22 protein-coding genes are annotated in these 24374 nt (G+C 73.0%); 14 read left to right on the top strand and 8 right to left on the bottom strand.

The annotated features are described in order from the left end of the window. Window positions 1-70: 70 nt before the first annotated feature. On the top strand, window positions 71-1588 hold the full coding sequence (locus tag ACLIN4_RS17830) for a 3-hydroxyacyl-CoA dehydrogenase (protein WP_381910892.1): 1518 nt from the start codon (window positions 71-73) through the stop codon (window positions 1586-1588). Further along, entirely contained in the window at window positions 1585-2196 is a 612-nt protein-coding gene (locus ACLIN4_RS17835; RefSeq protein ID WP_100047485.1) for a TetR/AcrR family transcriptional regulator, read from the top strand. Before ACLIN4_RS17830 ends, ACLIN4_RS17835 begins: the two co-directional genes overlap by 4 nt. Before the next feature lie 29 nt (window positions 2197-2225). On the opposite strand, the gene ACLIN4_RS17840 is transcribed toward ACLIN4_RS17835, so the two are convergent. Further along, window positions 2226-2729 (bottom strand): Lrp/AsnC family transcriptional regulator, encoded by a 504-nt coding sequence (locus ACLIN4_RS17840; RefSeq protein ID WP_100047484.1) that lies wholly within the window; start codon window positions 2727-2729, stop codon window positions 2226-2228. A 189-nt stretch (window positions 2730-2918) separates the two neighbouring features. Between ACLIN4_RS17840 and pdhA (ACLIN4_RS17845) the strand changes: the two genes are divergently transcribed. From pdhA (ACLIN4_RS17845) to ACLIN4_RS17870, 6 genes are all read left to right on the top strand, one after another. Beyond that, entirely contained in the window at window positions 2919-4100 is a 1182-nt protein-coding gene (pdhA, locus tag ACLIN4_RS17845; RefSeq protein WP_411575996.1) for a pyruvate dehydrogenase (acetyl-transferring) E1 component subunit alpha, read from the top strand. Then, window positions 4097-5101: an alpha-ketoacid dehydrogenase subunit beta gene (locus tag ACLIN4_RS17850; RefSeq protein ID WP_100047482.1), complete on the top strand. Its 1005-nt coding sequence runs from the start codon at window positions 4097-4099 to the stop codon at window positions 5099-5101. Before pdhA (ACLIN4_RS17845) ends, ACLIN4_RS17850 begins: the two co-directional genes overlap by 4 nt. Next, entirely contained in the window at window positions 5101-6681 is a 1581-nt protein-coding gene (locus ACLIN4_RS17855; RefSeq protein WP_411575997.1) for a dihydrolipoamide acetyltransferase family protein, read from the top strand. Before ACLIN4_RS17850 ends, ACLIN4_RS17855 begins: the two co-directional genes overlap by 1 nt. 101 nt (window positions 6682-6782) lie before the next feature. Further along, the gene (locus tag ACLIN4_RS17860) at window positions 6783-7778 is read left to right on the top strand and encodes an NTP transferase domain-containing protein (protein ID WP_381989862.1); all 996 of its coding nucleotides are present in this window, start codon (window positions 6783-6785) and stop codon (window positions 7776-7778) included. Continuing rightward, entirely contained in the window at window positions 7778-9211 is a 1434-nt protein-coding gene (locus tag ACLIN4_RS17865; protein WP_411575998.1) for a molybdopterin molybdotransferase MoeA, read from the top strand. Before ACLIN4_RS17860 ends, ACLIN4_RS17865 begins: the two co-directional genes overlap by 1 nt. Beyond that, on the top strand, window positions 9208-10305 hold the full coding sequence (locus ACLIN4_RS17870; RefSeq protein ID WP_107476134.1) for a potassium channel family protein: 1098 nt from the start codon (window positions 9208-9210) through the stop codon (window positions 10303-10305). The genes ACLIN4_RS17865 and ACLIN4_RS17870 overlap by 4 nt, the downstream gene beginning before the upstream one ends. A gap of 69 nt (window positions 10306-10374) precedes the next feature. On the opposite strand, the gene ACLIN4_RS17875 is transcribed toward ACLIN4_RS17870, so the two are convergent. Continuing rightward, the gene (locus ACLIN4_RS17875) at window positions 10375-11223 is read right to left on the bottom strand and encodes an ABC transporter permease (RefSeq protein ID WP_107476135.1); all 849 of its coding nucleotides are present in this window, start codon (window positions 11221-11223) and stop codon (window positions 10375-10377) included. After that, window positions 11220-12254 (bottom strand): ATP-binding cassette domain-containing protein, encoded by a 1035-nt coding sequence (locus ACLIN4_RS17880; RefSeq protein ID WP_100047477.1) that lies wholly within the window; start codon window positions 12252-12254, stop codon window positions 11220-11222. Before ACLIN4_RS17880 ends, ACLIN4_RS17875 begins: the two co-directional genes overlap by 4 nt. A gap of 550 nt (window positions 12255-12804) precedes the next feature. Here ACLIN4_RS17880 and ACLIN4_RS17885 point away from each other — a divergent pair. Next, entirely contained in the window at window positions 12805-13785 is a 981-nt protein-coding gene (locus ACLIN4_RS17885; protein WP_290013082.1) for an NAD(P)H-quinone oxidoreductase, read from the top strand. A gap of 10 nt (window positions 13786-13795) precedes the next feature. On the opposite strand, the gene ACLIN4_RS17890 is transcribed toward ACLIN4_RS17885, so the two are convergent. After that, window positions 13796-14575, bottom strand: a complete 780-nt coding sequence (locus ACLIN4_RS17890) for a hypothetical protein (RefSeq protein WP_289908562.1) — start codon at window positions 14573-14575, stop codon at window positions 13796-13798. 199 nt (window positions 14576-14774) lie between these two features. On the opposite strand from ACLIN4_RS17890, the gene ACLIN4_RS17895 reads away from it, so the two are divergent. Further along, window positions 14775-15314, top strand: a complete 540-nt coding sequence (locus tag ACLIN4_RS17895) for a bacterial proteasome activator family protein (RefSeq protein ID WP_100047474.1) — start codon at window positions 14775-14777, stop codon at window positions 15312-15314. On the opposite strand, the gene ACLIN4_RS17900 is transcribed toward ACLIN4_RS17895, so the two are convergent. Both ACLIN4_RS17900 and ACLIN4_RS17905 read right to left on the bottom strand, forming a co-directional pair. After that, window positions 15305-15484, bottom strand: coding sequence for a hypothetical protein (locus ACLIN4_RS17900; RefSeq protein ID WP_411575999.1), 180 nt, complete (start codon window positions 15482-15484; stop codon window positions 15305-15307). The genes ACLIN4_RS17895 and ACLIN4_RS17900 overlap by 10 nt on opposite strands. Next, entirely contained in the window at window positions 15484-17145 is a 1662-nt protein-coding gene (locus ACLIN4_RS17905; protein WP_107477851.1) for a protein kinase domain-containing protein, read from the bottom strand. The genes ACLIN4_RS17900 and ACLIN4_RS17905 overlap by 1 nt, the downstream gene beginning before the upstream one ends. Window positions 17146-17491: 346 nt before the next feature. On the opposite strand from ACLIN4_RS17905, the gene ACLIN4_RS17910 reads away from it, so the two are divergent. Next, on the top strand, window positions 17492-19126 hold the full coding sequence (locus ACLIN4_RS17910; protein ID WP_179342444.1) for a protein kinase domain-containing protein: 1635 nt from the start codon (window positions 17492-17494) through the stop codon (window positions 19124-19126). An 80-nt stretch (window positions 19127-19206) separates the two neighbouring features. Here the strand turns inward: ACLIN4_RS17910 and ACLIN4_RS17915 are convergent, their stop codons facing one another. Together ACLIN4_RS17915 and ACLIN4_RS17920 are read right to left on the bottom strand one after the other, a co-directional pair. Beyond that, entirely contained in the window at window positions 19207-19614 is a 408-nt protein-coding gene (locus ACLIN4_RS17915; RefSeq protein ID WP_100047471.1) for a hypothetical protein, read from the bottom strand. A 131-nt stretch (window positions 19615-19745) separates the two neighbouring features. Beyond that, on the bottom strand, window positions 19746-20402 hold the full coding sequence (locus ACLIN4_RS17920) for a response regulator (protein ID WP_100047470.1): 657 nt from the start codon (window positions 20400-20402) through the stop codon (window positions 19746-19748). Between the two features lie 323 nt (window positions 20403-20725). On the opposite strand from ACLIN4_RS17920, the gene pdhA (ACLIN4_RS17925) reads away from it, so the two are divergent. The 3 genes from pdhA (ACLIN4_RS17925) to ACLIN4_RS17935 are packed head-to-tail and all read left to right on the top strand — an operon-like array spanning window position 20726 to window position 24360. Beyond that, window positions 20726-21931, top strand: a complete 1206-nt coding sequence (gene pdhA / locus ACLIN4_RS17925; RefSeq protein WP_411576000.1) for a pyruvate dehydrogenase (acetyl-transferring) E1 component subunit alpha — start codon at window positions 20726-20728, stop codon at window positions 21929-21931. A 16-nt stretch (window positions 21932-21947) separates the two neighbouring features. Then, window positions 21948-22913 (top strand): alpha-ketoacid dehydrogenase subunit beta, encoded by a 966-nt coding sequence (locus ACLIN4_RS17930; protein WP_179342446.1) that lies wholly within the window; start codon window positions 21948-21950, stop codon window positions 22911-22913. Window positions 22914-22932: 19 nt separating this feature from the next. Then, window positions 22933-24360, top strand: coding sequence for a dihydrolipoamide acetyltransferase family protein (locus ACLIN4_RS17935; protein ID WP_107477861.1), 1428 nt, complete (start codon window positions 22933-22935; stop codon window positions 24358-24360). Window positions 24361-24374 lie beyond the last annotated feature (14 nt).

Consider the following 24374-nt stretch of genomic DNA (forward strand, 5'->3'; position numbering starts at 1 on the left):
ACCGAACGATCGGTCGGGACAAGGGGGACCGCCGCATCTGTGGAAAACCCCGTGCGGGAGGATCGCGCACATGACAGCACTCGACCTCAGCAGCCCCGTCGCCGTCGTCGGCACCGGCACCATGGGTCAGGGCATAGCCCAGGTGGCGCTGGTCGCGGGCCACCCCGTACAGCTGTACGACGCCGCCCCCGGGAGGGCCCGGGAAGCCGCCGAAGCGATCGGCGCCCGGCTCGACCGGCTCGTCGAGAAGGAACGCCTCACCGGCGCCGAACGTGACGCCGCCCGCGCCCGGCTCCGGCCCGCCGAGGACCTCGCCGAGCTGGCCGACTGCGCCCTGGTCGTCGAGGCGGTCCTGGAACGGCTGGAGGTCAAGCAGGAGCTGTTCCGCGCGATCGAGGACGTCGTCGGCGACGACTGCCTGCTCGCCACCAACACCTCCTCCCTGTCCGTCACCGCCATCGGCGGCGCGCTCCGCCACCCCGGCCGCTTCGTCGGCCTGCACTTCTTCAACCCCGCGCCGCTGCTGCCGCTGGTGGAGGTGGTCTCCGGGTTCGCCACCGAGGTCGCGTCGGCCACGCGCGCGTACGAGACGGCGCGCGCCTGGGGCAAGACCCCGGTCGCCTGCGCCGACACCCCCGGCTTCATCGTCAACCGCATCGCCCGGCCCTTCTACGCCGAGGCCCTCGCGGTGTACGAGGACCAGGGCGCGGACCCGGCGACCATCGACGCCGTGCTGCGCGAGTCCGGCGGCTTCCGGATGGGCGCCTTCGAGCTGACCGACCTCATCGGACAGGACGTCAACGAGTCCGTCACGCACTCCGTGTGGCAGGCGTTCTTCCAGGACGTGCGGTTCACGCCGTCCCTCGCCCAGCGCCGCCTGGTGGAGTCCGGCCGGCTCGGCCGCAAGAGCGGGCAGGGCTGGTACGACTACCGCGACGGTGCCGAGCGGCCCGAGCCGCACACCGCCGAGCCCGCCGACCCGCCCCCGTACGTCGTCGTCGAAGGCGGCCTGGGGCCGGCCGCCGAGCTGGTCGCGATGGTCCGCGAGGCGGGGATCGAGGTGCGCCACGAGGACGAGGACAAGGGCACGCGCTTCGTCCTGCCGAGCGGAGGGCAGCTCGTGCTCGCCGACGGCCAGACCTCCGTGGAGTTCCGGGACGTCGTGTACTTCGACCTGGCGCTGGACTACCGCGCGGCGACCCGGATCGCCCTGTCCGCCGCGCAGTGCACCTCACCGGAGACCCTCGCCCAGGCCACCGGCCTGTTCCAGGCGCTCGGCAAGAAGGTCAGCGTCATCGGCGACGTCCCCGGGATGATCGTGGCGCGCACGGTCGCGCGGATCATCGATCTCGCCGTGGAGGCGGTCGCCAAGGGCGTGGCCACCGAGGAGGACGTCGACACCGCGATGCGCCTGGGCGTCAACTACCCGCTCGGTCCGCTGGAGTGGAGCCGCAGGCTCGGCGGCGGCTGGGCCTGCGAACTCCTCGACAACCTGCACGAGTGCGCGCCCACGGGCCGGTACGCGCCCTCCCTGGCGCTCTACCGCCACGCGTACGCCTCCGACAAGCAGGAGGGCGGCACCTCATGACCACCGCCAAGCGCGACACCTACACGCCCGAGACGCTGCTGACCGTCGCCGTGCAGGTCTTCATCGAGCGCGGCTACGACGGCACCTCCATGGAGCACCTCTCCAAGGCGGCCGGCATCTCCAAGTCGTCGATCTACCACCACGTCACCGGCAAGGAGGAGCTCCTGCGACGGGCCGTGAGCCGGGCCCTGGACGAGCTCTTCGGCATCCTCGACGAGGAGCACGCGCGCGTGGGGTCCGCCGCCGAGCGGCTGGAGTACGTCGTGCGGCGCATGGTCGAGGTGCTGATGGCCGAACTGCCGTACGTGACGCTGCTGCTGCGGGTACGGGGCAACACCGGCACCGAGCGGTGGGCGCTGGAGCGGCGGCGCGAGTTCGACCACCGGGTGGCCGGTCTGCTCAAGGCGGCGGCGGCCGAGGGGGACGTGCGCGCCGACGTGGAGGTGCGGCTGGCGACCCGCCTGGTCTTCGGCATGATCAACTCGATCGTCGAGTGGTACCGGCCCGACGGTCCCGACGGCCGGGGCGGCAGCGGCGGCGCGGGCGAGCGCGAGGTGGTCGACGCGGTGGCGCGGCTGGTGTTCGGGGGGCTGCGCAAGGCGTCCTGAGGTGGTCCGCCTGCCCGTGGCCCCGGCGGTCAGCTCTGCGGCTCCAGGTCCTCGGTCTCGAAGACCAGCAGGGTGCGGGTGCTGAGCACCTCCGGGATGGCCTGGAGGCGGGTGAGCACCAGCTCCCGCAAGGCCCGGTTGTCGGGAGTGTGCACCAGGAGCAGGACGTCGAAGTCGCCGCCCACCAGGGCGATGTGGGAGGCCCCGGGGAGCTGTCGCAGCTGTGCCCGGACGGTGCGCCAGGAGTTCTGGACGATCTTCAGGGTGATGTACGCCGACGTGCCGTGCCCCGCGCGTTCGTGGTCGACGCGGGCGCCGAACCCGCGGATGACGCCGTCCTCGACGAGCCGGTTGATGCGGGCGTAGGCGTTGGCGCGGGAGACGTGGACCCGTTCGGCGACCGAGCGTATCGAGGCGCGGCCGTCCGCCTGGAGCATGCGCAGGATGTCCTGATCGATGGCGTCCAGCGGGCGCGGGGGCGGCGGGGTGCCGGGCTCCTCCGGGCCGCCGGCGTCGTCCGGGCGTTCGGCCATTTGTTCAGATGCCATGTCCCCCCGCCTTCTTACGATGGACGTACTGCGTCCATCTCAGGCTGTGGAGAACCGTTTGTCCACAGCCTGGGGTCGCCTGTAGCCAAAATGTGCCGACGACCGAACAATCGGTAGGTGAGGCCCGTCACACCCGTGGCGAGCCCACAGCCGCTCCCACGAGGAGGTGCCGTCATGACGGTCATGGAGCAGCGGGGCGCGTACCGGCCCACACCGCCGCCCGCCTGGCAGCCCCGAACCGACCCCGCGCCGCTGCTGCCCGACGCGGAGCCGTACCGCGTCCTCGGCACGAAGGCCGCCGAGCAGACCGACCCCGAGCTGCTGCGCACGCTGTACGCCCGACTGGTCCACGGCCGCCGCTACAACGCGCAGGCCACGGCGCTGACCAAGCAGGGCCGACTGGCCGTCTACCCCTCCAGCACCGGCCAGGAGGCCTGCGAGGTCGCCGCCGCGCTGGCCCTCGAGGATCGCGACTGGCTCTTCCCCAGCTACCGGGACACCCTCGCCGTCGTCGCCCGCGGCGTCGACCCCGTCGAGGCGCTCACCCTGCTGCGCGGCGACTGGCACACCGGCTACGACCCCTACGAGCACCGGGTCGCGCCCCTGTCCACGCCGCTCGCCACCCAGCTGCCGCACGCCGTGGGCCTCGCGCACGCCGCCCGGCTCAAGGGCGACGACGTGGTCGCCCTCGCCATGGTCGGCGACGGCGGCACCAGCGAGGGCGACTTCCACGAGGCGCTGAACTTCGCCGCCGTCTGGCAGGCGCCGGTCGTCTTCCTCGTGCAGAACAACGGCTTCGCGATCTCCGTCCCGCTCGCCAAGCAGACCGCCGCCCCGTCGCTGGCCCACAAGGCCGTCGGCTACGGGATGCCGGGCCGCCTGGTCGACGGCAACGACGCCGCCGCCGTGCACGAGGTCCTGTCCGACGCCGTGCGGCACGCGCGCGCGGGCGGCGGCCCCACGCTGGTCGAGGCGATCACGTACCGCGTGGAGGCCCACACCAACGCGGACGACGCGACGCGCTACCGGGGCGACGCCGAGGTCGAGACCTGGCGCCGGCACGATCCGGTCGAGCTGCTGGAGCGGGAGCTGACCGAGCGCGGGCTGCTCGACGACGAAGGCATCGCGGCCGCCCGCGAGGACGCCGAGGCCATGGCAGCCGACCTGCGCGCCCGCATGAACCAGGACCTGCGGCTCGACCCGATGGACCTCTTCGCCCACGTCTACGCCGAGCCCACGCCACAGCTCCGTGAGCAGCGGGAGATGCTGCGGGCGGAGCTGGCGGCGGAGGCGGAGGACGAGGCCGGGGCCGGGATCGGCTCCGCGTCCGGGGCGCCCGAAGGGGGACACCGATGACCACCGTCGCCGTCAAGCCGGCCACCATGGCGCAGGCCCTCACCCGCGCCCTGCGCGACGCCATGGCCGCCGACCCGAGCGTGCACGTCCTCGGCGAGGACGTGGGCACCCTCGGCGGCGTCTTCCGGGTCACCGACGGCCTCGCGAAGGAGTTCGGCGAGGACCGCTGCACGGACACCCCGCTGGCCGAGGCCGGCATCCTCGGCACCGCCGTCGGCATGGCGATGTACGGGCTGCGCCCGGTCGTGGAGATGCAGTTCGACGCCTTCGCCTACCCGGCGTTCGAGCAGGTCGTCAGCCACGTCACCAAGATGCGCAACCGCACGCGCGGAAGGATGCCCCTGCCGATCACCATCCGCGTCCCCTACGGAGGCGGCATCGGCGGTGTCGAGCACCACAGCGACTCGTCCGAGGCGTACTACATGGCGACTCCGGGGCTCCATGTCGTCACGCCCGCGACCGTCGCCGACGCCTACGGGCTGCTGCGCGAGTCCATCGCCTCCGACGACCCGGTGGTCTTCCTCGAACCCAAGCGCCTGTACTGGTCGAAGGACGCCTGGAACCCCGAGGAGCCGACGCCCGTTGAACCGACAGGCCGCGCGGTGGTGCGGCGCCCCGGCCGGAGCGCCACACTCATCACGTACGGGCCGTCGCTGGCCGTCTGCATGGAGGCGGCCGAGGCGGGCCGGGCCGAGGGCTGGGACCTCGAAGTCGTCGATCTGCGCTCCCTGGTGCCGTTCGACGACGAGACGGTGTGCGCTTCGGTGCGGCGGACGGGACGCGCGGTCGTCGTCCACGAGTCGGGTTCCTTCGGGGGTCCGGGCGGGGAGATCGCGGCACGGGTCACGGAGCGCTGCTTCCACCACCTGGAGGCGCCGGTGCTGCGTGTGGCCGGGTTCGACATCCCGTACCCGCCGCCGATGCTGGAGCGTCACCACCTGCCCGGTGTGGACCGGATCCTGGACGCCGTGGGGCGCCTGCAGTGGGAGGCCGAAAGCTGATGGCACAGGTGCTGGAGTTCAAGCTCCCCGACCTCGGTGAGGGGCTCACCGAGGCGGAGATCGTGCGCTGGATGGTCGAGGTCGGCGACGTCGTCGCCGTCGACCAGCCGGTCGTCGAGGTCGAGACGGCCAAGGCGATGGTCGAGGTGCCCTGCCCCTACGGCGGCGTGGTCACCGCCCGCTTCGGCGAGGAGGGCGCGGAGCTGCCGGTCGGGGCGCCGCTGCTGACGGTGGCGGTGGGTGAGGGGGCCGACGGCCACCGCCCGGCGGGGGACCCGGGCAGCGGCGGCGGCGCGGTGCGGGCGCCGCGGGCCGAGGAGACCGGCGGGCGCGAGCAGACGTCCGAGGGCTCGGGCAACGTCCTGGTCGGCTACGGCACCTCGCAGGCTCCGGCCCGCCGGCGCCGGGTGCGGCCGGAGCGGCGTGCGTCCGGGGTGGCGTCGGGTGCCGGTGCGGCCGGTGCGGCGGTGTCCGGGGTGGCGTCGGGTGCCGGGGTGGCCGGTGCGGCGGTGTCCGGGGTGGCGTCGGGTGCCGGGGAGGCCGGTGCGGCGGTGTCCGGGGCGGCCTCGGGTGCCGGGGAGGCCGGTGCCGCGCCGTCCGGGCGGGCCAACGGCCGGGTGCGTGCCGCCGAGCCGGTGGACGGACCGGTGCCCGTGATCTCCCCGCTGGTGCGCAGGCTCGCCCGGCAGAACGGCCTGGATCTGCGCGAGCTGACCGGCTCCGGACCGGACGGACTGATCCTGCGGGCGGACGTGGAGTACGCCCTGCGCGCCGCGGCGGCCCAGGGGGGCCGTACCGCGGCACCGGAGGCCGGCCCGCGCCCGGCCGGGCCGGTCCGGGAGCACGCCTCCGCGCCCGCCGCGGGCACCGCGCCGTCGACGGTGCCGCCAGGCGGCATCCGCATCCCGCTCAAGGGCGTGCGCGGCGCCGTCGCCGACAAGCTCTCCCGCAGCCGGCGCGAGATCCCGGACGCCACCTGCTGGGTGGACGCGGACGCGACGGAGCTGATGCGGGCGCGGACCGCGATGAACGCGGCCGGCGGTCCGAAGATCTCCCTCCTCGCCCTCCTGGCCCGGATCTGCACGGCCGCCCTGGCCCGCTTCCCCGAGCTGAACTCCACGGTCGACACCCAGGCCCGGGAGGTCGTCCAGTTCGACCACGTCCACCTCGGCTTCGCCGCGCAGACGGACCGGGGACTGGTCGTGCCGGTCGTGCGGGACGCGCACGCGCGGGACGCCGAGGGGCTGACCGCGGAGTTCGCCCGGCTGACCGAGGCCGCCCGCGCGGGCCGGCTGACCCCCGGCGAACTGACCGGCGGCACCTTCACGTTGAACAACTACGGAGTCTTCGGGGTCGACGGCTCCACACCGATCGTCAACCACCCCGAGGCGGCCATGCTCGGTGTCGGCCGCATAGTCCCCAAGCCCTGGGTCCACGAGGGCGAGTTGGCGGTGCGTCAGGTCGTGCAGCTTTCGCTGACCTTCGATCACCGGGTGTGCGACGGAGGCACGGCGGGCGGTTTCCTGCGGTACGTGGCGGACTGCGTGGAACAGCCGACGGTGCTGCTGCGGACGCTGTGACAGTCGGGGCCGCGGGGCCGGCAGTGGTGCCGGTGCGCACACTCTGATCGCGCGGGCTCCCCCGCGTTCCCTGTGATCGCGCCGGGACGCATACTCGGGGGGTGACCGCGTACGAGCCCTCCGGTGCCCCCGGCGCCGGCACCGACCCCGCGCCGGACCCGGACCCCTCCGGGTACGACGCCGTCGTGCTCGCGGGCGGGGCCGCCCGGCGGCTCGGCGGTGCCGACAAGCCCGGCCTGCGCGTGGGCGGTCGCGCGCTCCTGGACCGGGTGCTCGCAGCCTGCGCCGGAGCGCGGACCACCGTCGTCGTGGCCTCCCCACGGCCCACCGCGCGCCCGGTGACCTGGGCGCGCGAGGACCCGCCCGGCGGCGGCCCCCTGGCCGCGCTCGCCGCCGGACTCGGGCACACCACGGCCGAGCACGTCGCGGTCCTCTCCGCCGACCTCCCGTTCCTGGCCGGGCCCACCGTCGGCCGCCTGCTGTCGGCCCTGGCCGCGAGCGACGCCGACGGTGCGCTGCTCACCGACGCCGACGGCCGCGACCAGCCCCTCGTCGCCGCCTACCGCGCGTCCGCGCTCCGCCGCGAACTGGCCGCGCTCGGCCGGGGCGGGGCCGGCGGGACGGGCCGCGGGGACCTCACCGGGCTGCCCCTGCGCCGGCTGACCGGCGCACTCCGCCTCACCCGTGTCCCCGACGCCGTCGCGTCCTTCGACTGCGACACCTGGGACGACATCGCCACCGCAAGGGCACGCATCAGGGAGCATGGTCACGTGTTGGATGAATGGATCTCCGCAGCCAAGGACGAGTTGGGCATCGACCTCGATGTCGACACCGGCCTCCTGCTCGACCTCGCCCGGGACGCCGCCCATGGGGTGGCCAGGCCCGCGGCCCCGCTGACCACCTTCCTCGTCGGCTACGCGGCCGGACGGGCCGGGGGCGGCCCCGAGGCCGTGGCCGAGACCGCCCGCAAGGCGGCCGCCCTCGCCCGGCGCTGGGCGGAGGAGACCGCGACCGCCGACTCCCCGGCCGCCGGCAACCCGGCGGGCAAGCCCGACGTGGCTCCCGACGCCACCCCCGACACCCGCCCGGACGCCTGATGACCTCCCCCGGCACCCGGACCGGCGAGGAAGCGGAAGACCTCGACGTCGAGGAGGCACTGGCCCTCGTGAACGAGAACCCCGGCCCTCCGCCCGGCACACCCGACGGACGGGCCACCCAAGCGGGCACCTCACCCCACGACGACGCCCGTCATCACCGCGCTCCGAACCACCACGGCGCCACCCACCGCCACGCCACCCACCGCCACGGCGACTCCCGCCACCGCGCGACCCCCTGGCCCGAGGCCCGGACGACCGCCGAGCGAGCGGCCCGCGCCGCCGTCCGTGCCGCCCGCCGCGCTCCCGTCTCCGCGCCCCTCGACGCGGCCCTCGGACTCACCCTGGCGGCGCCGCTGGCCGCCCTGACCGACCTGCCCCCGTTCGACACCTCCGCGATGGACGGCTGGGCCGTCTCCGGTCCCGCCCCGTGGTCGGTGCGCGACGAAGGCGTCCTGGCCGGACACGCGGCACCCGAGCCGCTGACCGACGGAGAGGCCGTCCGCATCGCCACCGGCGCCCGCATCCCCGCGGAGACCACCGCCGTCCTGCGTACCGAGCACGGCCGCACCGACGAACGGGACCGTCTGCACCCCACCCGCGAGGTCGGCCACGGCCAGGACATCCGCCCGCGTGGACAGGAGTGTCGCAGCGGTGATCAACTGCTGCCCGTGGGCACCCTGGTGACCCCGGCCGTACTGGGCCTCGCGGCAGCCGCCGGGTACGACACCCTCACCGTGGTGCCCCGCCCCCGCGTCGACGTCCTCGTCCTCGGTGACGAACTGCTCACCGCGGGACTGCCGCACGACGGCCTCATCCGGGACGCGCTCGGCCCGATGCTGCCGCCCTGGCTGCGTGCCCTGGGCGCCGAGGTCCGCACGATCTGCCGGATCGGCGACGACGCCCAGGCCCTGCACCGCGCCGTCGCGTCCTCCGACGCCGACCTGGTGGTCACCACCGGCGGAACCGCCGCGGGCCCCGTCGACCACGTCCACCCGGTGCTGACCCGCATCGGCGCCGAACTCCTCGTGGACGGAGTCGAGGTGCGCCCCGGGCACCCCATGCTGCTGGCCCGCCTCAAGGACGACCAGCACCTCGTCGGCCTCCCCGGCAATCCCCTCGCCGCGGTCTCCGGACTGCTCACCCTCGCCGAGCCGCTGCTGCGTACCCTCGCCGCCCGCCCGGCACCCGAGCCCTACACGCTGCCGCTGCGGGACGCCGTGCACGGGCACCCGTACGACACCCGGCTCGTCCCCGTGGTCCTGCGCGGTGACCGCGCCGTGCCGCTGCACTACAACGGTCCGGCCATGCTGCGCGGCATCGCCGCCGCCGACGCCCTGGCCGTCGTACCCCCGGGCGGTGCGCGGCCCGGCCAGGAGGCCGAGCTGCTCGACCTGCCCTGGACCACCGGCGGAATCGGAGTGTGTTTCACGTGAAACTTCCGGGCCAGGACGCGATCGCCCGCCAGGCGGACGAGCACCTCGTGACCCATCGGGTGAAACTCCCGCGGAAGCTGGTCGAGCACCCGATCCGCCAGGTCGGCAAACGGCTGTCCCTGGCCCTGGTGGTCCTGCTGGTGACGGCCTTCATCGTCTACGCCGACGCCGACGGCTACACCGACAACTCCGACGGTTCCGTCGACCTCCTCGACGCCTTCTACTACGCCACCGTCACCCTCTCCACCACGGGCTACGGCGACATCACACCCGTCAGTGACGCCGCCCGGCTGACCAACATCTTCGTCATCACGCCCCTGCGCGTGCTGTTCCTGATCATCCTGGTCGGCACCACCCTCGAAGCCCTCACCGAGCGCACTCGGGAGGAGTGGCGCCTGAACCGCTGGAGGTCCACCTTGCGTGATCACACCGTCGTCGTCGGTTTCGGTACCAAGGGACGGTCGGCGATCCAGACCGTCTGCGCGACCGGGCTGCGCAAGGAGCAGGTCGTGGTGGTCGACCCCAGCGGAAAGGCCATCGAGGCCGCCACGGCCCACGGTTACGCGGGTGTCGTCGGTGACGCCACGCGCAGCGACGTGCTGAACCGGGCCGAGCTGTACCGGGCGAAGCAGATCATCATCGCCACCCAGCGCGACGACACGGCCGTGCTGGTCACGCTGACGGCCCGGCAGCTCAACCGCGGCGCGAAGATCGTGGTCGCGGTCCGCGAGGAGGAGAACGCGCCGCTGCTGAAGCAGTCCGGCGCCGACGCGGTGATCACCAGTGCCAGTGCCGCGGGCCGCCTGCTCGGCCTCTCGGTGCTCAGCCCCGCCGCCGGCATGGTCATGGAGGACCTGATCAGCCAGGGCAGCGGACTCGATCTCATCGAACGGCCGGTCATAAAGTCCGAGGCGGGCAAGAAGCCGCGCGAGGTGAGCGACCTGGTGGTGAGTGTCCTGCGCGGACACCGGGTGCTCGGTTACGACGACCCGGCCGTCGGTGAACTGCAGTTGACGGACCGCCTGATCACGATCGTGCGGGCGACCCCGGCGACCTACGTGGCCCCGGACGCCCGCCCACTGCCCCGCGACTGACGACACCGAACGCACACGGCGCCCCGCGAGCCGCACGGCTCACGGGGCGCCGACGTCGTACCGGCCGGGTTACTTGCGGTTGTACAGCCGCATGGTGACGGGGCCGAAGACGAGGAGGAGGGCGCCGGCCCAGCCCAGCGTCCAGGCGATCTCGACTCCGGGCCACTCGCCCGCCATCAGCCCGCGCACCGAGGACGCCAGGTGGGTGATCGGGCTGTTGTTGACGAACGCCTGCAGCCAGCCCGGCATGGTCTTCGGGTCGACGAAGACGTTGGACAGGAAGGTGAGCGGGAAGATCACCATCATGCTGACGCTCATCACCGACTTCTCGGTGCGCAGCATCAGCCCGAACATCGTCCAGATCCACGAGAACGCGAACGAGAACAGCAGCAGCAGCGCGATCCCGGCGACGACACCGCCGAAGCCGCCGTCCGGCCGGTAGCCGAGGATCAGCCCCACGACGAGCATGACCACGGACGCGATCGTGTAGCGCAGCGCGTCGCCGAGCAGATAGCCGACCATCGCCGAGGGCCGCCAGATGGGCAGCGAGCGGAAGCGGTCGAAGACGCCCTTCTCGATGTCGATGTTGACCGAGACTCCGGTGTACATCGTGATCATCACGACGGACATCACCAGGATGCCCGGCAGCACGAACTGGATGTAGTCGCTCGGCGAACCCGCCAGCGCACCGCCGAAGAGGTACGTGAACATCAGCAGGTTCATGATCGGGAAGGCGGTGACGTCGAAGAGCTGCTCCGGCACGTGCTTGATCTTCAGGATCGCGCGCCAGCCGAACGTCAGCGACGTCGACAGGGCGCTGGGCCGTGCCGGCCGTTCCTTGGCGACCAGCAGGGCCGCCAGCGACTCGGTGCTGACCGCGGAGAGCTCCTTGCTCTCGGTGCTCGTGGCCGTGCTCATGCCGCCACCTCGTCCTTCGTGTCCGTGTCGGGTCCGGTACCGGTGGCGTCACCGGTGCCCTGGCCGGTGTCGTGCCCGGTCAGCGCCAGGAAGACCTCGTCGAGGCTGGGCTGTCCCAGGGAGAAGTTGTCGACGGTGATGCCGGCCCGGGCCAGCTCGCCGAGCGCCTTGGCGGCCTGGTCGGCGGCCGTGTCGCTCGCCGCCGCCGCGAGCCGCGCGGTCAGCGCGACCGGGTCGGGTTCCAGCTGCACCTCGGCGGTCAGCAGGTCCCGCAGCAGCCGCTCGGCCTCGGGCCGCTGGTCCGCGTTCCGCAGCCGCAGATGCACGGTGCCGGCCCCGACGGACGCCTTCAGCTCGCCCTTGGTGCCCTCGGCGATCACCCTGCCCTTGTCGATGACGGCGATCCGGGAGGCGAGCTGGTCGGCCTCGTCCAGGTACTGCGTGGTCAGCAGCACGGTCGTGCCCTGGGCGACGACCGCGCGCACGATGTCCCACACCTGGTTGCGGCTGCGCGGGTCGAGGCCGGTGGTCGGCTCGTCGAGGAAGAGCAGGTCGGGCGTGTTGAGGATGGACGCGGCGATGTCGATGCGCCGCCGCATGCCGCCGGAGTAGTGCTTGACCTGCTTGGCCGCCGCGTCCGTCAGCCCGAAGGCCTCCAGCAGCTGCTCGCCCCGCTGCCGCGCGGCCGTCTTGCCGTGTCCGAGGAGCCGGCCCAGCAGGATCAGGTTCTCGGTGCCCGTGAGGTCCTCGTCGACGGACGCGTACTGACCGGTGAGGCTCACCCGGCTGCGCACCTCGTCCGCCTCGCGCACGACGTCGTGACCGAAGACGTGGGCCTGGCCGCCGTCCGGCCGCAGCAGGGTGGCGAGCATCTTCACCGTGGTGGTCTTGCCGGCGCCGTTCGGCCCCAGGACGCCGTAGACCGTGCCGGCGGGCACCGCGAGATCGACGCCGTCCACGGCCCGGGTCTCACCGAACGTCTTCACCAACCCCGCGGTTTCGATCGCGAGTCCGGACGTGTGCGTGCTCATGCTTCGTGGTCCTTCCGCGTTCTTCGGTTACGCGTTCTTGCGCCGCGCCTTCTCGGCTGCGCGTCTTCGGCTGCGCGTTCTTGGCCTACGCGTTCTTGGGCTACGCGTTCTTGGGCTACGCATGGGAAGACCTTTACCGTCGCGCAAATTCATCGGTCGCGCACGAGGTTTTCGGGCGAACGGGCCCAAAGGCCGAGGCCGCCCGGGACGTGAGGCGGAGAACGTCCGGGACGGAAGGCCGATACCCGGGGCCCGGGGTCCCGCGACCCGCCACTTGCGCCCGGTCCCGGGCTCGCGACCCGCCACCGGGGCCCGGTCGCGGGCTCGCCACCGCCACCTGCGACGGGGCGGCAGCCCGCCATCTGCCCCCGCGCCCGCCATCTGCCTCGGCGCCTGCGACCCGCGCCCGCGCCCTGCGACCCGGGCCGGGGCCCCCACCCGCGCCCGTGCCCGCGACCCCGCCCCGTGACCGGTGCCCCGGGAGCAGACGACCCGCGACCCGGACCCGGGTGGGGGCCCCGGCCCGGGACCGGGGAGTAGCGTCGCCCTCATGCATGCGATCACGATTTCCGAACCCGGAGGCCCCGAGGCGCTGGCCTGGGCCGAGGTCCCCGATCCGGTGCCCGGCGAGGGCGAGGTCCTGGTCGAGGTGACGGCCAGTGCCGTCAACCGCGCCGACATCATGCAGCGCCAGGGCTTCTACGATCCCCCGCCGGGCGCCTCCCCCTACCCCGGCCTGGAGTGCTCCGGGCGCGTCGCCGCCCTCGGTCCCGGCGTGTCCGGCTGGTCCGTCGGCGACGAGGTGTGCGCGCTGCTCGCGGGCGGGGGTTACGCCGAGAAGGTCGCCGTACCGGCCGGCCAGCTGCTGCCGGTGCCGGAGGGCGTGGGTCTCAAGGAGGCGGCGGCACTGCCCGAGGTGGTCTGCACCGTCTGGTCGAACGTCTTCATGGTGGCCCACCTCCGCCCCGGGGAGACACTGCTGGTGCACGGCGGCTCGAGCGGCATCGGCACCATGGCGATCCAGCTGGCCAAGGCCGTCGGCGCGAAGGTCGCCGTGACGGCGGGCACCGAGGAGAAGCTGGAGCGCTGCGCCGAACTGGGCGCCGACATCCTGATCAACTACCGGGAGCAGGACTTCGTCGCCGAGATGAAGGACGCCACCGGTGGCGCGGGCGCCGACGTCATCCTCGACAACATGGGCGCCAAGTACCTGGACCGCAACGTCCAGGCGCTCGCCGTCAACGGCCGGCTCGCGATCATCGGCATGCAGGGCGGCCGGAAGGGCGAACTGAACATCGGCGCCCTCCTCGCCAAGCGCGGCGCCGTCAGCGCGACCTCGCTGCGCGCCCGTCCCCTGGAGGAGAAGGCGGCCATCGTCGCGGCCGTCCGCGAACACGTCTGGCCGCTGCTGGCCGGTGGTCACGTCCGCCCGATCGTCGACCGCGAGCTCCCGATGAGCGACGCCCCCGAAGCCCACCGGGTCGTGGAGGAGAGCGGCCACATCGGAAAGGTCCTGCTGGTCACCTCGTAGCGCCTGCGGCTCAGCCGCGCCGCAGGCGGAGGCCGACGAAGGCCAGGGCCAGCCCCAGGCCGACCAGGACCAGCCCGGTGCCCAGGGGCAGGACCTGCGGTACGCCCCCGGCGGCCTGCTCGGTGTGCGTACCGGCCCGCCCACGGGACGGGGCCGCGGAGGAGGCCGGGGCGGCCTCGCCGGACGGGACGGCGACGGCCGCGTCGTCGGCCGGGCCCCCGCCCTCGTCCTCCGCGCGGTGGCGCGCGCTCCCGTCCGCGTCGTCCCGCTCCGGTTCCGGCTCCGCGGGCCGCCCGGGCCGCTGCCGCCCCTCACCCGGCCGGCTCCCCGCCCGGGACGGCTCCGCGGTCGCCGAGGCGGCGTCGGACGCCGAGGACGAGGGGGAGGGCGACGCGGATCCGCGCGCCGCGCTGCCCGCCGGACCGGAGGTCGGCCGCCCGGCGGGCCGCGCCTCCTCGGCGTCGTCGTCGGCGGCCCCCGCGTCCGGACCGCCGGGGCCGTCGTGACCGTTCTGCCCCGGGGGACGCGCGTGGCCTCCGGACCCATCGTCCCGGGGGCCCTCACCCCTGGTTCCGTCACCCTCGGACCCGTCGTGCCCCTCGGACCCGTCCGGCTCGGAGGCCCGCCCCGAGGCGGCGTCCGGCACGGGCGGAGCCGGCTCCACGGCGGCTCCCACCACCGCGGACCCGGCGCCGTGAGCCGGGCCGGCCCCGCACGGCGACAGCAGCGCCCCCACCCCCAGTACGCCCACCAGCCCCGTCGCTCGCAGGGTGCGCAGCCATGGAGTCACGCCCGTGATCCCCTCCCGGTGATGACCGGTCGCAGTAATCGCCAGTCGCGGAAATCGACGGAACAAGCCTCACATCGCTCGGCCCTCCCGGCATTCCGGACACCGCCGAAAGCGGTGGATCGTGCGCCGGGGTGTGGTGGATCAACGCCCGGCGGGGGCACCACCCTGTGGAGGCGTACGGGTACGAGAGAATGGCGGCATGGAGATGCCGAGGAACGACAGGTCGCCGGAGAACCCCCAGATCCTGGTCGTCGGCCAGGACGGAATGGCGCTCAGCGGCGGCGGGGGAGACGACGACTCCCGTGAGATCCCGGTGACCGAGCAGGTGGAGCAGCCTGCCAAGGTCATGCGGATCGGCAGCATGATCAAGCAGCTGCTGGAAGAGGTGCGTGTCGCGCCCCTGGACGAGGCGAGCCGGGCCCGGCTCAAGGAGATCCACGCCAGTTCGGTGAAGGAGCTGGAGGACGGCCTGGCCCCCGAGCTGGTCGAGGAACTGGAGCGGCTCTCCCTGCCCTTCACGGACGACGCGACCCCGACCGACGCGGAGCTGCGGATCGCCCAGGCACAGCTGGTCGGCTGGCTGGAGGGCCTGTTCCACGGCATCCAGACCACGCTGTTCGCCCAGCAGATGGCCGCGCGGGCCCAGCTGGAGCAGATGCGCCGGGCGCTGCCGCCGGGCGTGGGCCAGGAGGGCGAGGAGCCGCACCCGGGCGGCCGCTCCGGCGGCCCCTACCTGTAGGCCCCGGCCCACGCGCACCTGACCGCCAGGACCGCCAGGACCGCCACGACCGCCAGGACCGCCAGGACCGCCACGACCGCCACGACCGCCACGACCGCCACGACCGACAGGACCGACACGAAGGGCCCGGCGGCACCGGCCGCCGGGCCCTTCGCCCTGTCTCGGGTCATCAGGAGGACGGCGGGTTGCCCGTCGACACCTTGAGCTGGATCGTCGGCATCTTCTCGGGGTCGACGTCCGTGCCGGGCGTGGGGAACTGGTCCCGGACCGAGCCCTCGCCGTAGGTGTTCTCGTCGACCTCGACGACCTCCATCGACCAGCCGGCGGCCTGGAAGCACTCCTTGACCGAGCCGATGTACTTGAAGGTGAAGTCCGGCACCTTGATCTGGTCGGGGTCGTTGTACGACTCCTCAGGCTCCGTGCACTCGTCCTTCTCGATCGTCTTCGTCGTGTCCGGCCCCCGGTAGCCCTCCGCCTTCGACGGCGACGCGGACCCGCTGGCGGTGGTGTCCCCGCCCTTCGCGTCCTCCCCGCCGTCGTCCATGGTCAGCGCGCCGATCAGACCGCCGACCACCAGGACGGCGACCACGATCGAACCGATGATCACCATCTTGTTGCCCTTGCGGCCGCCTCCGGAGCCGGACGCCGGGGCGGAAGGCGTGAGGTTGTACGGCGGCGGCGTCTGCGCGCCCTGCGGCTGCGAGTGCTGCTGCGGCGCGTACGGCGACGCGGCCGGCGTCGGGTAGCCGCCCTGCTGGGGATAGCCGTACGCCGGAGCGGGCGCGGGGGTCGGCGTGCCGTACGGGTTGGGGGTCGGGGTCGGCTGGTACGGCGTCTGGACCGGACCGGTGGGCGCCGGGGCGCTCTGGTCGACCGGCGGGAACACCGCGGAGCCGACGCCCGCGCCGCTGGACGTCTGCGCGCCGGGCACGATGCTCGGGGGGGCCGCCTGGAAGGAGGCCGCCACCCGCAGGCACTCGTCGCGCATGGCCTCGGCGCTGGGGAAGCGCTCGTTGGGGTTCTTCTTCAGCGCGCGGGCCACCAGCGCGTCCACGGCCGGCGGCAGGGAGCGGTTGACCGACGAAGGAGCCACCGGCTCCTCCTGCACGTGCGCGTACGCGATGGCCAGCGGCGAGTCCGCGTCGAACGGCAGGCGCCCGGTGACCAGTTGGAACAGCATGATGCCGACCGAATACAGGTCGGAGCGGGCGTCCACGCCGCGGCCGAGGGCCTGCTCGGGCGAGAGGTACTGCGGGGTGCCGACCACCATGCCGGTCTGCGTCATGGACGTCACGCCGGACTGCATGGCGCGGGCGATGCCGAAGTCCATCACCTTGACCACGCCGCGCTTGGTCATCATCACGTTGCCCGGCTTGATGTCCCGGTGGACCAGGCCCATCTCGTGGCTGATCTCCAGCGCCGCCAGCACGTCCGCGGTGATCTTCAGCGCCTTGTCGGCGGGCATCGCGCCCTGCTGCCGGACGTCCTCGTCGAGCACCGAGCCGAGCGGCCGGCCCTCGACGTACTCCATGACGATGTACGGCGTCGTCATGCCGCCCAGGTCGTCCTCGCCGGTGTCGAAGACGGAGACGATGTTGGTGTGCGTGAGCTTGGCCACTGCCTGGGCCTCGCGGCGGAAGCGCTCGCGGAAGGCCTGCTCCCGGCCCAGCTCGGTGTGGAGTGTCTTGATCGCGACCTGCCGGTCCAGCACCGAGTCGTACGCCAGGTGCACCGAGGCCATGCCGCCCTCGCCGAGCAAGTCGCGCAGCTGGTAGCGGCCGCCGGCGAGCGCGCGCCCCGCATACCGGCCCTGTCCGGCGTCCTGGCTCATGTGTCTGCGTCCCCCATAGGCGTCGGCGCCGTTGGCGGCGGCACGCACGCTCGTGATCGAAAGTGCTATTCCCGGCCAAGTCTGCCCCAGGGCACCGACACGTCAAGCGCGGTGCCCGTTCCGTGACCGTACGCGAAAGAAGCGTCGCGGAAGCGTTACAGCCGGCGTACTACCGGCACACAGAATTTGCACGGCAGTACGGAACCAGGGTTTCATGACCGGTCCGTCTCGATGCCGGTCCCGGCAGCCCGTCTCGGACCGGAGGCTTGCGCGGAGGCTGTAGCGTGGCCGACGGAGACCGTAACAACACCGCGCGCACCGCGGGCAGAAACGACGGCGAGGACTGATGGCACAGCAGCAGCGCGCCCAGGGCCCGTCCGAACCCGAGGCATCTGGCGGCGGTATGTCTGACGCGCCGGAGAACTGGGGCAACGGCGGCCTGGTCGGCGACGGCCGGTACCGGCTGACCCGCAGACTCGGGCGGGGCGGCATGGCCGAGGTGTTCGCCGCCGAGGACGTCCGCCTCGGACGCACCGTGGCGGTCAAGCTGCTGCGTGCAGATCTCGCCGAGGACCCGGTCTCCAAGGCCCGCTTCACGCGCGAGGCCCAGTCGGTGGCCGGGCTCAACCACCACGCCATCGTCGCCGTGTACGACTCCGGCGAGGACTTCGTCGGCGGCCAGTCCGTGCCGTACATCGTGATGGAGATCGTCGAGGGCCGCACCATCCGCGACCTCCTCCTCAACGCGGAGGCGCCCGGCCCCGAGCAGGCGCTGATCATCGTCTCCGGCGTCCTGGAGGCGCTGGCCTACTCGCACCAGCACGGCATCGTGCACCGCGACATCAAGCCCGCCAACGTCATCATCACCAACAACGGCGCCGTGAAGGTGATGGACTTCGGCATCGCCCGCGCCCTGCACGGCGCGTCCACGACGATGACGCAGACCGGCATGGTCATGGGCACCCCGCAGTACCTCTCCCCGGAGCAGGCCCTCGGCAAGGCCGTCGACCACCGCTCCGACCTGTACGCGACGGGCTGCCTGCTCTACGAACTCCTCGCGCTGCGCCCGCCCTTCACCGGCGAGACCCCGCTGTCGGTGGTCTACCAGCACGTCCAGGACATCCCGACGCCGCCGTCCGAGGCCTCCGACGCCTGCCCGCCGGAGCTGGACGGCCTGGTGATGCGCTCGCTGGCCAAGGAGCCCGACGACCGCTTCCAGACCGCCGAGGAGATGCGCGGGCTGGTCCAGTACGGGCTGCAGATGCTGTACGAACAGGGCGGCCACACCGGCACCTGGAACACCGGCCCGGTCGTCGCGCACGATGGCCGGCACACGCCCGCGGCCGGCCTCGCGGGCACGACGGTGATGCCGCACCCCGGCCACGGCGCCTCCGGCACCCAGCAGATCCCCCAGCCGATCCTGCCGAACGGCTACGGCGGGAGCGACGACGGCGGCTTCGAGAACCACGGCAACAAGGGCAGCGGCCGCGGCAAGCTGTGGATACTGGCCGTCCTCGCGGTGATCGCCATCGCCGCCGGTGTCGCGCTGGCCCTGAACAACGACGGGGGCGGCGAGGGCGGCGGCGAGACGGACAAGAGCCCGACGGCGACCACCTCGCAGAGCACCGGCACCGAGTCGTCCAGCCCCTCGCCGAGCGACGAGGAGACGCAGGAGAACACCGACCCGGGAACGGACCGGAACAACGGCAGCGGGGGCACCGGCGGGGACTGGGACCAGCCGTACACGCCGTCGTACGCGCCGTCCCAGACCGCGACGGACGACCCGACCGGGGAGCCGACCGACGGTCAGACGGAGCCGTCCACGCCCACCGACGGCGGTGGCGAGCCCACGGACGGCGGTGGTGAGCCCACGGACGGCGGTGGTGAGCCGACCGGTGGCAGCGGTGGCGGTGAACCGACCGGCGGCACCGGCGGTGAGCCGACCGGTGGCGCGACCGCCCCGGGCGGCGAAGGCGGCTGACCGCAACCGACTCCCCACGCGCGCGTGCGACCCGACCCCGGGCCACGCGCGCGTCGCGTTTCCGGGCGCCACGCCGACCGTCACAGCACGCCGGCGGCCCCCTCCGTCACGTGCACCGACCCGAACCGCGGCTCGATCCGCAGGTAGACCGGCTCGAACGGCTCGCCGTCCACCCGGCGCGGTGCCGGACCGAACCGGTCGATCTCGGCGGCGCTGGGTTCGTGGGCCTCGCACCTGCCGACGACCTGCACCGTCCACAGGCTCTCGCCGGGCCCGGCGGAGCCGAGGTTGTCCGCGCCGTACGCGACGACGCTCCCGGCGCACACCTGGTGGTACCCGCAGCTCCTGGGCATGCGCAGCAGGACCCGGCCGTCGGCCACGATGTGCCGCGCGGTGGCGAGGAAGGGCAGAGCGCGCATGGTGGTGGCCGCCCGGCCGTAGGCGGTGCGGCCGAGCAGGCCGACGGCGAGCTGTGCGTCGGAGGGCATGCACCCACTGTGCGCGGGTGGACGGAAAGGAGACAGAGTCGCCCGCCCCGGCAGGAAGGGACGTAAGTCCCGAATAAATCCCCGCCCGGATCCTCAGGGGCTCCCCGTGGCCAAGTGCTTCGCAGCGGTTCTCACCGGTTCTCGGCCTGAAGGCGAGCGACGAAGGCCGCCGCCTGCGAACGCCGCTGCATTCCGAGTTTGGCCAGCAGACTCGACACGTAATTCTTGATCGTCTTCTCGGCGAGGTGCAGCCGTTCGCCGATCGCGCGATTGGTCATCCCCTCGCCGATCAGCTCCAGGATGCGCCGCTCCTGTTCGGTGAGGCGGGCGAGCCGGTCGTCCGTCCGGGTGCCGCCGTCGCGCAGCCGCTCCAGCACCCGCGCGGTGGCCGCCGGGTCCAGCAGCGACTTGCCCGCGGCCACTTCCCGTACGGCGCCCAGCAGCTCGGCGCCCCGGATGTCCTTGAGGACGTACCCGGAGGCGCCCGCCATGATCGCGTCGAAGAGGGCCTCGTCGTCCGCGAAGGAGGTCAGCATGAGGCACCGCACGGACTCGTCCCGGGAGCGGATCTCGCGGCACACCTCCACGCCGCTGCCGTCGGGCAGCCGGACGTCCAGGACCGCGACGTCGGGCCGGACGGCCGGGACCCGGGCCAGCGCGTCGGCCGCCGTGCCGGCCTCGCCCACCACCTCGATGTCGGGCTCGCCCGCGAGCAGATCGTGCACGCCACGGCGGACGACCTCGTGGTCGTCGAGGAGGAATACCCGGATTTTTCCGTCTTCGCGCACGCGCTCAGTGTCACACACCGACTCTTCCCGTGCCCGGGGTGCCCGGGATAACGTGCCGTTGTTCCGGCCCCCTGCGAGGCTGTGACCAGTAAAACTTCCGCACTTCGCCGATTTACTTGGAAATCCGAGTAAAAAAGCAGGTCAGGAGGGGTTTCACAGAAATGTGGAGCACTGGGTAACGTGCTGTTCGCAGGGCGCTCGCCGGGGCACCTGTCACGCCTGTTCCCGAACGGGCCGCACCCACCCTTGTGCGTCCGCCGGGCCGCAGGTGAGCCGCACTGGCTTCCGGCGAACCCGGGGGCCGGACCGACGGAGGAGCACACGTGACCGAGAGCACTGCCGCGCGCAAGCCGCGACGCAGCGCCGGAAGCAAGGCGGCCGGCACGACCGGCGCCAAGCGCACCACTCGCAAGACCGGCACCGCAGCCGCGAAGGGCTCCGAGACGGAGCTGGTGCAGCTGCTGACGCCCGAGGGCGAACGGATCGAGGACCCGGCCTACGCCGAGTACGCCCAGTACGTCGCCGACATCACCCCCGACGAGCTGCGCGGCCTGTACCGCGACATGGTGCTCACCCGGCGCTTCGACGCCGAGGCCACCGCCCTGCAGCGCCAGGGCGAGCTGGGTCTGTGGGCCTCGCTGCTGGGCCAGGAGGCCGCCCAGATCGGCTCCGGCCGGGCCACCCGCGAGGACGACTACGTCTTCCCGACCTACCGCGAGCACGGCGTCGCCTGGTGCCGCGGGGTGGACCCGACCAACCTGCTCGGCATGTTCCGCGGCGTGAACAACGGCGGCTGGGACCCCAACAGCAACAACTTCCACCTCTACACCATCGTCATCGGCTCGCAGGTGCTGCACGCCACCGGCTACGCGATGGGCGTGGCCAAGGACGGCGCGGACTCCGGCGTGATCGCGTACTTCGGCGACGGCGCCTCCAGCCAGGGCGACGTGAGCGAGGCGTTCAACTTCGCCGCCGTCTACAACGCCCCCGTGGTGTTCTTCTGCCAGAACAACCAGTGGGCGATCTCCGAGTCCAACGAGAAGCAGACCCGGGTGCCGCTCTACCAGCGCGCCCAGGGCTTCGGCTTCCCGGGCGTGCGCGTCGACGGCAACGACGTCCTCGCCTCCCTCGCCGTCACCCGCTGGGCCCTGGAACGCGCCCGGCGCGGTGAGGGACCGGCGCTGATCGAGGCGTACACGTACCGCATGGGCGCCCACACCACCTCGGACGACCCCTCCCGCTACCGGCACGACGACGAGCGCGCCGCCTGGGAGGCCAAGGACCCGATCCTGCGCCTTCGCCGCTTCCTGGAGTCCGCAAACCACGCGGACGAGGGATTCTTCGGGGAACTGGAGGCGGAGAGCGAGGCGTTGGGCAAACGAGTGCGCGAAGTGGTCCGTGCCATGCCGGACCCGGACCGGTTCGCCATCTTCGAGAACGTGTACGCGGACGGGCACGCGCTCGTCGACGAGGAGCGGGCCCAGTTCGCCGCCTACCAGGCGTCGTTCGCAGAGGCCGAGGGGGTCTGACATGGCAGCCGAAAAGATGGCGCTGGCCAAGGCGATCAACGAGTCGCTGCGCCGCGCGCTGGAGTCGGACCCCAAGGTCCTGATCATGGGCGAGGACGTCGGCAAGCTGGGCGGCGTCTTCCGGGTCACCGACGGTCTGCAGAAGGACTTCGGCGAGGACCGGGTCATCGACACCCCGCTGGCCGAGTCCGGCATCGTGGGCACCGCCATCGGCCTGGCCCTGCGCGGCTACCGCCCGGTGGTGGAGATCCAGTTCGACGGTTTCGTCTTCCCGGCCTACGACCAGATCGTCACGCAGCTGGCCAAGATGCACGCCCGTTCGCTGGGCAAGGTCAAGATGCCGGTCGTCATCCGCATCCCCTACGGCGGCGGCATCGGCGCGGTCGAGCACCACTCCGAGTCGCCGGAGGCGCTGTTCGCGCACGTCGCCGGCCTCAAGGTGGTCTCCCCGTCGAACGCGGCGGACGCCTACTGGATGATGCAGCAGGCCATCCAGAGCGACGACCCGGTGATCTACTTCGAGCCCAAGCGGCGCTACTGGGACAAGGGCGAGGTCGACGCCGAGGCCATCCCGGGCCCGCTGCACACCGCGCGTGTGGTGCGCGAGGGCTCCGACCTGACGCTGGCCGCGTACGGCCCGATGGTGAAGCTCTGCCAGGAGGTCGCCGACGCGGCGGCCGAGGAGGGGCGGTCCCTGGAGGTCGTGGACCTGCGCTCGATCTCCCCAGTCGACTTCGACACGATCCAGGCCTCGGTGGAGAAGACCCGCCGCCTGGTCGTGGTCCACGAGGCGCCGGTGTTCCTGGGCTCGGGCGCGGAGATCGCGGCCCGGATCACGGAGCGCTGCTTCTACCACCTGGAGGCCCCGGTGCTGAGGGTCGGCGGCTACCACGCGCCGTACCCGCCGGCGCGTCTGGAGGAGGAGTACCTGCCCGACCTGGACCGGGTGCTGGATGCCGTCGACCGCTCGCTGGCGTACTGAGGAGAGGGTCGTGACGACGATGACCGAAGGGTCCGTACGCGAGTTCAAGATGCCCGACGTGGGCGAGGGACTCACCGAGGCCGAGATCCTCAAGTGGTACGTCCAGCCCGGTGACACCGTCACCGACGGCCAGGTGGTGTGCGAGGTCGAGACGGCGAAGGCCGCCGTCGAACTGCCCATCCCCTACGACGGCGTGGTCCGCGAGCTGCACTTCCCCGAGGGCACCACGGTCGACGTGGGCACCTCGATCATCGCGGTGGCCGTCGGCGACGCGGCCGCGGCGGAACCGGCGCAGGAGGCCGTCGAGGACCCGGCCGCGGCGCCGGCCGCGACCGAGGCCGCGGAGGAGAAGAAGCCCGAGGCCCGCCAGCCGGTCCTGGTCGGGTACGGGGTGTCCACCTCCTCGACCCGCCGCCGCCCCCGCAAGGGCGCACAGGTCCCGGCCCAGGAGGCGCCGGCGGCCTCCGCCGCGATCCAGGCCGAGATGAACGGCCACGGACCGGCCGCACCGGCCACCCGCGAGCGTCCGCTCGCCAAGCCCCCGGTGCGCAAGCTGGCCAAGGACCTCGGTGTCGACCTGGCCACGGTCACCCCGACCGGCCCGGACGGCGTCATCACCCGGGAGGACGTGCACGCGGCGGTGGCCCTCGCGCAGGCGCCCGAGCCGGCGACGGCACCGGCGGCAGCGGCTCCCGCCGCCCCCGTGGCCCCCACCCCGTCCCCGGCGGCGGTGTCGTACGACACCGCGCGTGAGACCCGCATCCCGGTCAAGGGTGTGCGCAAGGCGACGGCGGCGGCGATGGTCGGTTCGGCGTTCACGGCGCCGCACGTGACCGAGTTCGTGACGGTCGACGTGACGCGCACGATGAAGCTGGTCGAGGAGCTGAAGCAGGACAAGGAGTTCACCGGCCTGCGCGTGAACCCGCTCCTGCTCATCGCCAAGGCCCTGCTGGTCGCCATCAAGCGCAACCCGGACATCAACGCCTCCTGGGACGAGGCGGCGCAGGAGATCGTGGTCAAGCACTACGTCAACCTGGGCATCGCCGCCGCGACGCCGCGCGGCCTGATCGTCCCGAACATCAAGGACGCGCACGCCAAGACGCTCCCGCAGCTGGCCGAGTCCCTGGGCGAGCTGGTCTCGACGGCCCGGGAGGGCAAGACCTCCCCGGCCGCCATGCAGGGCGGCACGGTGACCATCACCAACGTCGGCGTCTTCGGCGTCGACACCGGTACGCCGATCCTCAACCCGGGCGAGTCCGCGATCCTGGCGGTCGGTGCGATCAAGCTCCAGCCGTGGGTGCACAAGGGCAAGGTGAAGCCGCGTCAGGTGACCACCCTGGCGCTGAGCTTCGACCACCGTCTGGTCGACGGCGAGCTGGGCTCCAAGGTGCTCGCCGACGTCGCGGCGATCCTGGAGCAGCCGAAGCGGCTGCTCACCTGGGCGTAGGCACGGGAACACGA

Origin of the sequence: Streptomyces mutabilis (assembly GCF_046628145.1) — a bacterium.
Taxonomy (GTDB): Bacteria; Actinomycetota; Actinomycetes; order Streptomycetales; family Streptomycetaceae; genus Streptomyces; species Streptomyces mutabilis.